Source organism: Bradyrhizobium retamae (assembly GCF_001440415.1).
Taxonomy (GTDB): Bacteria; Pseudomonadota; Alphaproteobacteria; order Rhizobiales; family Xanthobacteraceae; genus Bradyrhizobium; species Bradyrhizobium retamae.
In genome coordinates, this window is the sequence record NZ_LLYA01000225.1 from 104,068 (window position 1) to 116,900 (window position 12,833).

A 12,833-nucleotide genomic window follows, 5' to 3' on the forward strand; every position below is an offset into this window, starting at 1 on the left:
GCTTTATATTAGAACATATCATGAACAAATGAGCCAGCCGCGCGTTCACTCGGGAAGAAGCGGCAAAGGCCAAATTCCTGAAGGAGCGGCGCATGAGCACCGCACGCACGCTTGCGACTTTGCGCGGAAGCATCGAGCGCCTGGAGCAGGGCGCGGCGCATGATCTCAATAAGATCGCGCTCGGCCATGCAGCAGCGGATTCTGTGCTGCACGGCGGTCTTGCGTGTGCCGCGGTGCATGAAGTGTTTGCCGAAGGCCACCAGAGCGCGGCGGCAACCGGCTTCATCGCAGGCCTCGCGGGAAGGGTATCGCCGCGCCGGCCGCTGGTCTGGGTGCGGCAGGATTTTTCGGAAATTGAATCCGGTGCGCTGTCGATGGGCGGGCTTTGCGAGCTGGGTCTTAACCCGCGGCTGCTGGTGACCGTGCGCGCGCCGGACACCGATGCCGCACTGCGGACCGCCGCCGATGCGCTGGCTTGCGATGCGCTCGGCGCCGTCGTGCTGGAAGTCTGGGGGCAGGCGCGTCAGCTCGATCTCGTCGCCAGCCGCAAGCTCACGCTGGCCGCAGCAGCCTCCGGCGTCACCGCATTGCTGCTGCGGGTGGCGGCGGAGCCGCGCCCCTCGACCGCGGAGACAAGATGGATCGTGCGCGCGGCGCATTCGCCGCCGTCAGCTCCGTGGAGCGCGTGGGGCGTGCCGGTGTTCGACGCGCAGCTCGTTCGTAACCGTCATGGCCCGGTCGGCCGCTGGATCATGGAATGGAATTGTGATGAGTGCCTATTCAGTGAACCGTCGGCGTATCCTCAGCCTCTGGCTGCCACGCCTGCCCATCGACCGCATCAAGCGCAAGCTTTCGCCGGCCAGCGCCGCGCAAGCTGAAAATTGCCAAGCGGTTTCGAGCAACGCTGTCTGCGACACGGGCGGTATGCTCCCTCTCCCGCCTGCGGGGGAGGGCTGGGGTAGGGGTGCCGTCGCGGGTGACACTCTCGAGATGACGCAAACCTTCCTCTCCGTCGTCGTCGCCAAGCAGCACAACGCCATCCTGATCCACTCCCTCGACGAGGCCGCTGTCCAGGCCGGCCTCTCTATCGGCCTGCCGCTCGCCAATGCGCGCGCGATCTGCCCCGAGCTGACGGTGTTTGACGCGGATGAAGTCGCCGATCGCAAAACGCTCGAAGACATCGCCGACTGGTGCGACCGCTTCACCCCGCTGGTGGCGCTCGATCCGCCGTATGGCTTGTTCCTCGACATCACCGGCTGCGCCCATCTGTTCGGCGGCGAGCGTGCGTTGCTGCAGATCGTCAGCAGCGCGCTGAGCCGTCGTGGCTTTGCCGTCAGTGCCGCGATCGCGAGCACCTCGATCTGCGCCCGCACGCTGACGCGCCAGACTTCCGGAAAGATCATTGCCGAGGGCGAGGAGGCCGAAGCCGTCAGTCCGTTGCCGGTATCTGCGCTCGGTGCCGGTGATGCCATCACCGCCGGCCTGCGCCGCGCTGGGCTAAAGACCATCGGCGACGTCGCCTCGCGCGGACGTCACGAAATCACGGCGCGGTTCGGCGCGCCCTTCACGACGCTGTTGCAGCAGGCGCTGGGGCAGGGCGATGCGCCGATCAGCCCGCGCAAACCGCCGCCGGATTATATCGTCGAGAAACGCTTTCCCGAACCGGTCGCCACCGACACCGTGATCGCGATGAACCTGTCCGCGCTCGCCGGCATGCTGGTCACGGCGATGGACAAGCAGGGCAAGGGCGCGCGGCGGCTGGAGGCGAGCTTTTTCCGCACCGACGGTGCGGTGCGGACGATTCCCGTAGACACCGGGCGTCCGGTGACAAAAGCTGAAGCGATCGACCGCCTGTTTCGCGAGCGGCTCGATGCGCTCAACGATCCCCTCGACCCCGGCTTCGGTTTCGATCTCATTCGTCTCTCCGCCAGCCGCACCGAGATCGTGGTGCAGCAGCAGCGCGATCTCGATGCCAATGTCCATGACAATGACGAACTGTCCGCGCTGATCGACCGCATCGCCGCGCGCATCGGCGGAAAACGCGTCGTCGTGCATCTGCCGGAGGATACCCACATCCCCGAACGCGCGGTGCTGTCGGTGCCAGCGCAGCATCATCTGGCGGTCGCAGCGCAGGCGGCATGGCCCGAACGTATCGAGAGCGAGCCGCCGCTGCGCCCGTTGCGCCTGTTCGAAAAGCCGGAGCCGATAAAAGTGCCGTTCGCAACCGTGCCCGACGGCCCGCCGCATCAATTCACCTGGCGGCGCGTTACGCACGCGGTGGTGCGGGTGGAGGGGCCCGAACGCATCGCTATGGAGTGGTGGAAGCCAAACGGCGATGGCCCGACGCGGGATTATTTCCGCATCGAGGATGAAGCGGGCCTGCGTTTCTGGATCTTTCGCGACGGCCTCTATGAAAGTGAACCGGCGGATGCGGAGGGCGAGCCCGCTTCTATCAGATGGTTCGTGCATGGATTGTTCGCATGAAAAGCCCTGTGCCCGACTATGCCGAAATCGGCATCATCACCAATTTCTCATTCCTGCGCGGCGGCTCGGACCCGCGCGCCTATGTGCATCAGGCGAGCGAACTGCGTATTCCCGTGATCGGCATCGCCGACCACAACACGCTGGCCGGCGTGGTTCGCGCCTGGAGCGAGCTCGACAACCCTGCCGTCACGCATAAGCCAAAGCTTCTGATCGGCGCGCGTCTCGTCTTCATCGACGGCACGCCTGACATTTTGGCCTATCCGCGCGACCGCACTGCCTACGGCCGGCTCTGCCAGTTACTTACCCGCGGCAAACGCGGCGACGACATCACGCGGATCGAAAAGGGCGAATGCCACCTGAAATTCGATGACCTCCTCGATTTCGCCAAGGGCCAGCTTCTGGTGCTGGCGCTGCCGCATCGCTTTGACGTGGCGAGCGCGCAGGCAACGCTGGAGCGCCTGAAGAACTCCGATGCCGATGGCGTGTGGCTCGCCGCGAGCCTGCTCTACCGCGGTGACGACAAACGCCGCCTCGCGCGGCTGCATCGTTTGGCGCTCGCGGCAAAGGTGCCGCTGCTGGCGACCAATGAAGTGCTGTACCACCATCCCTCGCGTCGACCGCTGCAGGACGTACTGACCTGTATCCGGGAAAAGACCACGATCGACGCGATCGGCAGGCGGCTCGAGGCCAATGCCGAACGCTATCTCAAACCTGTCAATGAAATGGCACGGCTGTTTCGCGATCTGCCCGAGGCGATTGCGGAAACCATGCGCTTTGCGAAACGCATTTCATTTTCGCTCGACCAGCTCAAATACCAGTATCCGGACGAACCGGTGCCGCCGGGCAAGACCGCGCAACAGCACCTCGAAGACCTGACCTGGGCCGGTGTCGACAAATATTTCGGTGGCGTAATCGACGACAAGCTGCGCGCCACCTTGCACAAAGAGCTCGACCTGATCGCCGAGCTCAAATACGCGCATTATTTTCTCACCGTGCACGACATCGTCCGCTACGCGCGCAGCCAGAACATCCTGTGCCAGGGCCGGGGATCGGCGGCCAACTCCGCCGTCTGCTACGTGCTCGGCATCACCTCGGTCGATCCGACCAAGGTTGACCTGTTGTTCGAGCGTTTCATTTCCAAGGAGCGGCTGGAGCCGCCCGACATCGACGTCGATTTCGAGCATTCGCGGCGCGAGGAGGTGATGCAATATGTCTACCGCCGCTACGGCCGTCACCGCGCCGCGATCATTGCGACCGTCATCCATTATCGCCCGCGCAGCGCGATCCGCGACGTCGGCAAGGCGCTGGGGCTGACCGAGGATGTCACCGCAGCCCTCGCCGACACCGTGTGGGGAAGCTGGGGCAAGGGCCTCAACGAGATGCAGGTCCGGCAGGCCGGGCTAGATCCCCAAAATGCGATGGTCGAACTCGCGGTAGCACTGGCCTCCGAGCTGATCGAATTCCCCCGCCATCTGTCGCAGCATGTCGGCGGCTACGTGCTGACGCAAGACCGGCTCGACACCTATGTGCCGATCGGCAACGCCGCGATGGACGACCGCACCTTCATCGAATGGGACAAGGACGACGTCGATGCGCTCAGCATGATGAAGGTCGACGTGCTGGCGCTGGGCATGCTGACCTGCATCCGCAAGAGCTTTGATCTGATCGCCGACCACAAGGGTCGGCGTTACGAGCTGGCCGACATCAAGTCGCAGGACGACGACGAAGTTTATCAAATGCTGCAGCGAGGCGAATCCCTCGGCGTGTTCCAGGTCGAGAGCCGCGCGCAGATGAACATGCTGCCGCGCCTGAAGCCGCGCACTTTCTACGACCTCGTCATCGAAGTCGCGATCGTGCGTCCCGGTCCGATCCAGGGCGACATGGTGCATCCTTACTTGCGCCGGCGGAACGGCCAGGAAAAGGTGAGCTATCCCTCGCCGGCGCCCGAGCATGGGCCGGCGGATGAATTGTACCGCGTGCTGCACAAGACGCTCGGCGTGCCGCTGTTCCAGGAGCAGGCGATGCGGATCGCGATCGAGGCCGCAAAATTCACGTCCGAGGAAGCCAACGGCTTGCGCCGCGCGATGGCGACGTTTCGTAACGTCGGCACCATCGGCAAATTCGAGGCCAAGCTGATCAACAACATGATCGCGCGCGGCTACGATCCGGAATTCGCCAAGAGCTGTTTTGACCAGATTAAGGGTTTTGGCTCTTACGGCTTTCCGGAAAGCCACGCCGCAAGTTTTGCGCAACTCGTCTACGTCTCGTCATGGCTGAAGCATTATCATCCGGATGCGTTCTGCTGCGGCCTGCTCAATTCGCAGCCGATGGGCTTTTACGCCCCCGCACAGATTGTCGGCGACGCCCGCAAGAACGGCGTCGAGGTCCGCGAGATCGACGTGTCCTACAGTTTTGCCCAGAACACGCTGGAGGAGGGGAGTGGAAAGTATTGCGCCGTTCGTCTCGGTTTCCGCCAGATCGACGGTTTTCACTGGCTCGATGAAGACGAGGAGCGGTTGAAGCGAATTCAACTGTCATTCCGAGGCGATGCTGCCGCATCGCTCCGGAATGACGGAGAGCAAGACTGGGCCGACCGCATCGTCGCCGCCCGCCAACGCCGGCCCTTTACCTCGCTGGAGGAATTCGCCCGCGACACCGGCCTGCCGAAGCGCGCGCTGATCCTGCTTGCCGACGCCGATGCCTTCCGCTCGATCGGGCTCGATCGCCGCGCCGCGCTCTGGGCGGTGCGGCGGCTGCCCGACGACGTGCCGCTGCCGCTGTTTCAGGCCGCGGTAGCCCGCGAGCAGCCCGACGAGAATGCCAAGCCGCTGCCGCAGATGCCGCTGCCGGAGCAGGTGGTTGCCGATTACCAGACGGTCCGGCTGTCGCTGAAAGGCCACCCGATGGAATTTTTACGCGAGCGGTTCACGAAAGAGCGCGTCGTCCCCTGCAAGGACGTCAACCACAGTAACGACCGCCGCCGTATCCGCTGCGCCGGCGTGGTACTGGTGCGGCAACGGCCGGGCAGCGCCAAGGGCGTCGTCTTCATGACGCTGGAGGATGAGACCGGCATCGCCAATATCGTGGTGTGGCCCAAGGTGATGGAGCAGTACCGCAAAGAGGTGATGGGCGCCCGCCTGATCCTGGTCGAGGGATACATCCAGAGCAGCCCGGAGCAGGTGACGCATCTGGTGGCGCAGCGGATGTTCGACCGCTCCCACGATTTGATCGGCCTCGCCAACGATGCGTTAAGCCGCAAGCACCCGGTGCCCGCAGGACCTGCACTGGTCGAACCGCTCAACGACGACCGCCGCGATCACCCTGACGCACCCGCGCAGAAAATCCGTCACCCCCGCGACGTCCGCATCCTGCCGCCGTCCCGCGATTTTCATTGAGGCCGGCCTCGCAGGGAGGGTTATCAAAGCGTAACCCACCATTCACTCGCGACGGCTGGGAAGCATCAGTTGACGTCCGGGGCGGAGCCAGACCCGTCAATCGATACGATTTGAATCAAGCTCCTAAGCAGCTCGAAAGAGAGATTCACCTATAGATTGTCGGCCATCAGGAGGGGGACCCTTGCAGCACTTGAAAGCACCGCGAAATTTGCGCGGTTCGACATCGGTGAAAAAGCCCGATCGAAAGCTACGCCTCATCGATCGATTGCGGCTCCGCTTCTCAACCAGCCGGATGGTTGACGGACTTTTGATAGATGTCTGGAACAACGATTCCCAGTCTTTGAATCGCATCGAAGAAGCCCTGCGGCTGATCAAGCATCGCGATGCGCTTCACTATTCCCGTGTCGTCAGTAACCTCGACCGAATATGGGTGCTCTTGCTCCCGGACGCTGCCGCCCATTACGACCGTTCACAGAACGCTTGCGTCATGGATGAGCGGTTTGTTCTGCTTGAATCAACCACACTCGAACGGATTGCATCCACTATCGTCCATGAAGCCACCCATGCTAGGCTGGAGCGATGGGGCATGCTCTATGATGAAAAGAAGCGTCCCCGAATCGAGGCGATCTGTCTGCGTCGCGAACTGAACTTTCTCGCTGGTCTGCCGGACAGCGAGCCATTGCAGGAGGAGATCAAGAGCACATTGGAGTGGTGTGCCGGCGATCATGATTTCTTTTCCGACGAAAACTTTCAGCAAAGGGAAGAGCAAGGCCAATTTGAGACCTTGCGCTATTTGGGAACGCCGAATTGGCTCATCAACTTTCTGATGCGCCTTGTCCAAAGGCGGCGCGAACGCTGGCTTCGGGCGACCAGCGCAGGGAAGTGACTGGCTGTTATTGCCTGCCAGGTCCGCATCCTGCCGCCGTCCCGCGATTTTCATTGAGCCGCTCTCTTTGGACGGCGGTGATCGCCGTGCATCATCCGGCTGTTGCCGGCACACCGGGACGAAATCCGTCCCGGAAGGGTATGTTTAGGGAACCGGGATTTCGGATGTGCGTTCGCTTCACATGACCTGCGGAGCGCGCTTTGCGCATTAGGGCTTCAGCACATGTCACGTCGCCCGTCCGGCACCGATTCCTGCGCTCCAGCCGTAACAGTCAGGTTTACCTGCGAATGGGCCACACAGTTGTGACTGTCTCGTCGCGCAAGCTTTTGAGCGACTTACCATGGTGCACTTTCTTTACAGGCTTATTACCGTAGCATTGCTCGTACTTGGCCCCGGAGCAGCACTTGGACAAAGTAGCGAGCCGGCAAACGTCGCCATTCTGCTGGATGTGGATGGAGCGATTGGGCCAGCGACTTCTGAATATATCCGCGATGGACTTGAGGAGGCGCGTCGGCGACAGGCGAAGCTCATCGTGCTGAGGCTGAATACGCCTGGTGGTCTCGACGCCTCAATGCGCGAGATCATAGGAGAGATACTTAAGTCCCCCATTCCCGTGATCTCTTATGTGAGCCCGAGCGGTGCGCGAGCCGCCAGCGCCGGCACCTACATTGTTTATGCGAGCCACCTCGCCGCGATGGCGCCGAGCACGCATCTCGGTGCAGCCACGCCCGTTCAGCTCGGCGGTGGCTCCGGCTGGCGGACCGATGACAAGAAAGATGATGACAAGAAAGACGGTGATAAGAAAGGAGCCTCGTCGCCGACCAATGCAGGCGAGGCGAAGGCGATCAACGATGCGGTTGCCTATATCAGGGGACTGGCCGAGCTCCGGGGACGAAATGTTTCCTGGGCGGAGAAAGCCGTCCGGGAAGCCGCCACTCTCACCGCGAGCGAGGCCCAGTCGCAGCGTGTCGTTGAGATTGTTGCGAAGGATTTACCCGATCTGTTGTCCCAGGCCGAGGGCCGAACCGTAACGATCAACGATCAGCAGGTCAGGCTGCATACCGGAGGCCTGAGCACAACGGCAATCGAGCCCGATTGGCGCAATCGCATTCTGGCCACGATTACCAATCCGAACATCGCATACATACTCTTGCTGATCGGGCTCTACGGACTTCTATTCGAGTTCATCAGTCCAGGCGCTGTTTTCCCCGGGGTGATCGGCGGAATCGCCCTCCTGGTCGGCCTCTACGCCTTGAATCTCCTGCCGATCAGCTACGCCGGTGCCGGCCTGCTGCTGCTCGGCATGGCGATGATGATTGCAGAAGCGTTTCTGCCCTCGTTTGGCGTGCTCGGAATTGGCGGCGTCATCTCGTTCGCCGTTGGCTCGCTGTTCCTGTTTCGCGGCGACGTGCCGGGTTTCCATCTCTCATGGCCGGTGGTTGCCACGGCCACCATTGCCAGTGCAGGATTCCTGGTGATTGCACTCGCGGCGGTCTGGCGGGCGCATCAGCGCGAGGTGACCACAGGCGAAGCGGTTCTGCTTCGCAGCGCGGGGCAGGTGCTTTGGTGGGCCGACGGCAAAGGCGAGGTCCTGGTCATGGGAGAACGTTGGGCGGCGAAATCGGAAAGCGAGTTCACCCGGGGTGACCGCGTGCGTGTTCTCGAACGTCAAAACCTGAAACTGCTCGTCGAGCCAGATCCCGACGCCCCACCGAAATCATGAGGAGTGAAACCATGCCAACATTCGTAACAGAAACCCTCCCGTATATCGTGATCGGAGCCGTGATCATTGCGGTGGTCCTGTCGGCGATTCACATCATGCGGGAATACGAGCGTGCGGTAGTCTTCACATTGGGGCGCTTTTCCGGCGTGAAAGGTCCCGGGCTCATCATATTGGTGCCGATCGTCCAGCAATTCGTTCGGGTAGATCTTCGTACGCTCGTGCTCGACGTTCCAAGCCAGGACGTGATTTCTCGCGACAACGTTTCGGTAAAGGTCAACGCGGTTATCTACTTCCGCGTGGTAGATGCGGACAAATCGGTTATTCAGGTGGAAAACTTCATGGCGGCCACCAGCCAGCTAGCGCAGACCACCCTCAGGTCCGTGCTTGGCAAGCACGAGCTGGATGAAATGCTGGCAGAGAGGGACAAGCTCAATCGCGATATTCAGGAAATTCTCGACAGCCAAACCGATGCGTGGGGTATCAAGGTTGCGAATGTCGAAATCAAGCACGTCGATATCAACGAGAGCATGATTCGTGCCATTGCTCGTCAAGCCGAGGCCGAGCGGTACCGCCGCGCAAGAATCATAGGCGCTGAAGCGGAGCAGCAGGCCGCCGAGAAACTGGTGGAAGCAGGCGACATGCTCGCAAGGAGGCCGGAGTCCATGCAATTGCGTTACCTGTCGACGCTGCAGGACATTGCGGCGGAAAAGAATTCGACGATCGTGTTCCCGGTGCCTGTGGAGTTTCTTCAAGCTCTGGCAGCGCCGGCGACGGTACAGCGGGAGACGGCAAGTCGCCGGCGGGGATCAGAAGCTGCCCAGGCGTGACATGGCGGAAGTCTGCCGGGCTGACGCTGCTCGTCACTATGCACTCATCACTTGAGTTTTTCGGACTGCAGCGGCAAAGATCGCCTCGACGTTTTCCGGCGCAAAAAATTCCGTCGGCGATATCGTCCCGGCATTCAGGCGCGCAAAGCCATCCATGGCGGCCTGGTTGCCGTAAACCGCCTCAAGAATCTGCTGCAGCTCGGGTGGCGGAGGCTCAAGCATTGCGAGTTCGCAAGTGAAGTCGTACATCGCCCCGGCCTGCGCATCGCGATTGTGCTGGTACTCACTCATGGCAAGCTCGAATGGCCGCGCGCCCGACAGCGATCGGTCAAGGGCCGTGGCGCAGAGTTCGGCGTCTCGGAAAGCGTCGAGAATTCCCTGTGCTGTTATGAAGTCTTTGTTATAGCCGGCGTCCCCTACGAGTGCCCAGCCGGGGCCGTAAGGCTTGCGAAAATAATTCGGCACCGCCGCGCCGGCGAAGGGTGCTTCGCGTGTTGCGCTGCGCAGCCGCCGGGCAAAGTCTGGCGCCAAGTCAATTGCTTTCAAGTAGTTGCCCTCGATGTCTTTCTTGTTGTCGACAAACTCTGGGTAAGGCCATCCGGCAATTACGAGCGTCAGATCGTCGTGGGTCGGCACTGCCGCAAATCCGCGCTTGTCGCGGATATAGGTTTCAAAGCGGCCGTCCATGGGTAGCTCGCTCCAATAACTGTAATAACCTGCCAACAGGGGCGGCTTCTCGCGGTACTGCTCGGGGTGGACTGCCTCGCTCAACATGGAGTGCCGACCGTCAGCCCCCACGATAACGTCGGCATACTCCGTGACGGAGCCGCCATGCTTGGATCGACCCTTGATGCCGACTACCCGCTCGCCGTCGATAATTATTTCCTCGACGACAAAACCCTGACGCACCTCCGCACCGGATTCGGCGACGGCATCGACGAGCAGTTTGTCGAGGATTGTCCGCCGCGGGCAGTATGCGACAGGATCACTATCTGTGCCCGGGGTGCCGGCAATTGTGAAAGCACCAAAATCGAAGGAGTAGGTATGGATCGGCGGACATCCGGTCGCCACCAGACGGTCGAGCAAACCCCATCCCGATAGCGCATTCACAGCGCGGGGATGCAGGAGATGGGTTGAGACGGTGTCGCTCGGGAATGAAGCGCGGTCGACCGCCAGCACCCGGTAACCCCTGCGCGCCAGCAACATCGCTGTTGGCGAACCGGCGCAGCGCGCGCCTAGGACAATCACGTCAAATGCCTTGCTCATCGAACCCTCCTTAAAAAATGCTTGCGGGGCCGGGTTCACGGGGCCAGGCTGAGCGTGTCGGCCTGAACTCGTGGCTTCAATTTAGCGGAAAACCGAAGTCCAAACTTTGCCGGAAGTCCTTGTTTCTTTGCAGCCCGTTCCGGGTTCATAGATGTCGGAGCAAGTAAATGGATGCTTTATCGGAGGCGCTGACATCCGTGCGCATGACCGGCGCCATCTTCTATCGTGCGGAGTGCACCGCTCCCTGGGGGTTCCGTGTACCGCACCTGCAGAACGTCGCCCACTTGCTTGCCCCCGGGACCGAGCGCCTGATCAGCTATCACCTGGTCACCCAAGGAAAAGCGGTCGTATGCTTCGCCGACGAAGAGAATATTGCGGTCACCGCCGGGGATATCCTGATCATTCCCCACGGCGATGCTCATACCGTTTCGAACGGCTCGCCATCGACTTTCGTTGACAGCGGAGCTTCGCTAGGCAGTTTTCTGGCGGGCGATCTCACGACAATGCGATTGGGTGGCGGCGGCGAACTGACCACATTCGTCTGCGGCTATTTCGGCTGCGAACGACATGCGGAACGGCTTTTCCTTGCTGGCCTGCCGCTGATGATCAAGATCAACCTCCGCGGCGATCCGGCCGGCGAATGGCTGGAGAGCTCGGTTCGCCATCTCGTTTGCCAGGCTGGATCTGCGCGGCCGGGATATTCGGTCCTTCTCTCCAAGATGGCGGAAGCGCTCTTCATCGAAGCCATCCGCCGCCATATGGAGGCGCTGCCGGCAGAGCAGACCGGCTGGCTTGCAGGTGCGCGGGATCCGGTCGTCGGCGGCGCACTGGCGCTCCTGCACCGCAAACCCTACCATCGTTGGACCGTGGAAGAACTTGCCACCGAAACCGCGGTTTCGCGCTCGGTTCTTGCCGAGAGGTTTTCCCGGTTTCTTGGCGAGCCGCCACTGACCTATCTTGCCCGCTGGCGATTGCAGCTCGCCGCCAGAATGCTCCAAACGACCACGGAGTCGGTGGTAGAGGTAGCGTGCGAGGTCGGGTATGACTCAGAAGCCGCGTTCAATCGGGCATTCAAGCGCGAATTCGGCGTCCCCCCAGGACAATTCAGGCGATCATGCTCCCGATCGCAACTGGTTGGAGGTGCTGGGCCAACTCACAGCCCATCGCGTGCGGTGTGAGAGGACGAGCTCGCCGATCCGCCGGTCCGTCTCTACCAGTAGATCAATCCCCTTCGTGTCGCCGCGGCTCCGCCTTTCGCAAAGGCTGCTGCAAGCCTCTGCTTTTCGGCGCAATGTGCCGCGAGGGTTTCGTATAGCCTTGCCTCCACAAATGGAGCGTGTTCCCTGGGGCTGGACACCGCAGCAGCGGTCGCCGATATCAGGGCACTGATTTGGCGTATCAGCAGATCGTCTGTCGATGGCTGCATATGCTCCTCCTTCGATCTCGGTTCCGACTGATGCTCGTGAGTCGACTCACCTACCTGTGGAACCGTCGATGCTGAGTGCGACGTGCTCGCGCGCCATTGAAATTCAGTGCGAGAGGGGAGGACCTGCGCATCTCCTGCGACCGAGCAAGGCAGTATCCCGGTAGAGTATGTCGATGAGGTTCCACATGATCAAACCCCACATTTGATCATTGTGTCACGCTACCATGATATCGTTTCCGGATTTCTTCGTGCGCTGAGAAAATGGCTTCGCCGGACGCGCGGAATGTTTCATGCGCCGCCGGCGGCGAAACGCCTTCACGGCGCCGTGATTGCCTTTATCGCTTTTTGGATCGGTTTCCGGATTCGTCGTCCGTTGAATCCACCTTGAGGTCGCTTTCTTCCTTGATCAGGGTGAGCAGCCTCAGGGTCAGGAACGTAAAAATTGCGATCATGACCGCGACGTCGTAGCTGCCTAGCCCAACCGAAAGGCCAATCGCGCCGGTGGCCCACAGGCTTGCTGCCGTCGCGGTGCCCTGCACGGTATCGCCGTGCTTGAGGATCGCGCCTCCGCCGATGAAGCCGATGCCGGTGATCACGCCCTCGATCACTTTCGACATGCCATCGGGAGAATTCACCATCAGATGCTCGCTGGCCTGCACGAAGCCGCAGCTTGCCAGCGCGACCAGCGGGAAAGTTCGCAGTCCAGCACTCCGCGTCCGCTTTTCACGATCCCACCCGATCGGTATCGCCAGCACGAAAGCTGCGGCCAGTACCAGGAAATGAACGCCTATCTGAAACCGGTCCAAAACACGCCCTTCCGAAACAA

Annotated in this window: 9 protein-coding genes; 7 read left to right on the forward strand and 2 right to left on the reverse strand. The window is 61.5% G+C overall.

The features are described 5' to 3' along the window. Positions 1-92 precede the first annotated feature (92 nt). The 6 genes from CQ13_RS39050 to CQ13_RS39075 all read left to right on the forward strand — a co-directional run bounded on the left by CQ13_RS39050 (position 93) and on the right by CQ13_RS39075 (position 9,315). The gene (locus CQ13_RS39050; protein ID WP_057848068.1) at positions 93-878 is read left to right on the forward strand and encodes an ImuA family protein; all 786 of its coding nucleotides are present in this window, start codon (positions 93-95) and stop codon (positions 876-878) included. Further along, complete coding sequence (locus CQ13_RS39055) at positions 769-2,484, forward strand: Y-family DNA polymerase (protein WP_057848069.1); 1,716 nt, start codon at positions 769-771, stop codon at positions 2,482-2,484. Before CQ13_RS39050 ends, CQ13_RS39055 begins: the two co-directional genes overlap by 110 nt. Beyond that, positions 2,481-5,879 (forward strand): error-prone DNA polymerase, encoded by a 3,399-nt coding sequence (locus CQ13_RS39060; protein ID WP_057848070.1) that lies wholly within the window; start codon positions 2,481-2,483, stop codon positions 5,877-5,879. The genes CQ13_RS39055 and CQ13_RS39060 overlap by 4 nt, the downstream gene beginning before the upstream one ends. Before the next feature lie 181 nt (positions 5,880-6,060). Beyond that, positions 6,061-6,765 (forward strand): hypothetical protein, encoded by a 705-nt coding sequence (locus CQ13_RS39065; RefSeq protein ID WP_156434179.1) that lies wholly within the window; start codon positions 6,061-6,063, stop codon positions 6,763-6,765. A gap of 340 nt (positions 6,766-7,105) precedes the next feature. Further along, the gene (locus CQ13_RS39070; RefSeq protein ID WP_057848072.1) at positions 7,106-8,488 is read left to right on the forward strand and encodes an NfeD family protein; all 1,383 of its coding nucleotides are present in this window, start codon (positions 7,106-7,108) and stop codon (positions 8,486-8,488) included. 11 nt (positions 8,489-8,499) lie between these two features. Further along, complete coding sequence (locus tag CQ13_RS39075) at positions 8,500-9,315, forward strand: slipin family protein (RefSeq protein WP_057848167.1); 816 nt, start codon at positions 8,500-8,502, stop codon at positions 9,313-9,315. Between the two features lie 36 nt (positions 9,316-9,351). Here CQ13_RS39075 and CQ13_RS39080 read toward each other — a convergent pair whose 3' ends face one another. Continuing rightward, complete coding sequence (locus CQ13_RS39080) at positions 9,352-10,581, reverse strand: NAD(P)/FAD-dependent oxidoreductase (protein ID WP_057848073.1); 1,230 nt, start codon at positions 10,579-10,581, stop codon at positions 9,352-9,354. Positions 10,582-10,748: 167 nt separating this feature from the next. Here CQ13_RS39080 and CQ13_RS39085 point away from each other — a divergent pair, with 167 nt between their 5' ends. Next, positions 10,749-11,759, forward strand: coding sequence for an AraC family transcriptional regulator (locus CQ13_RS39085; RefSeq protein WP_057848074.1), 1,011 nt, complete (start codon positions 10,749-10,751; stop codon positions 11,757-11,759). A 583-nt stretch (positions 11,760-12,342) separates the two neighbouring features. Here the strand turns inward: CQ13_RS39085 and CQ13_RS39090 are convergent. Further along, a complete protein-coding gene (locus CQ13_RS39090) occupies positions 12,343-12,813 on the reverse strand; it encodes an MgtC/SapB family protein (protein WP_057848075.1) in 471 nt (156 codons plus the stop codon). Positions 12,814-12,833 lie beyond the last annotated feature (20 nt).

What these genes read in the sequence shown, in the direction of transcription:
- CQ13_RS39050 (WP_057848068.1), top strand. Translation starts at nt 93, where the DNA reads ATGAGCACCGCACGCACGCTTGCGACTTTGCGCGGAAGCATCGAGCGC.
- CQ13_RS39055 (WP_057848069.1), top strand. Translation starts at nt 769, where the DNA reads ATGAGTGCCTATTCAGTGAACCGTCGGCGTATCCTCAGCCTCTGGCTG.
- CQ13_RS39060 (WP_057848070.1), top strand. Translation starts at nt 2,481, where the DNA reads ATGAAAAGCCCTGTGCCCGACTATGCCGAAATCGGCATCATCACCAAT.
- CQ13_RS39070 (WP_057848072.1), top strand. Translation starts at nt 7,106, where the DNA reads ATGGTGCACTTTCTTTACAGGCTTATTACCGTAGCATTGCTCGTACTT.
- CQ13_RS39075 (WP_057848167.1), top strand. Translation starts at nt 8,500, where the DNA reads ATGCCAACATTCGTAACAGAAACCCTCCCGTATATCGTGATCGGAGCC.
- CQ13_RS39080 (WP_057848073.1), bottom strand. Translation starts at nt 10,581, where the DNA reads ATGAGCAAGGCATTTGACGTGATTGTCCTAGGCGCGCGCTGCGCCGGT.
- CQ13_RS39085 (WP_057848074.1), top strand. Translation starts at nt 10,749, where the DNA reads ATGGATGCTTTATCGGAGGCGCTGACATCCGTGCGCATGACCGGCGCC.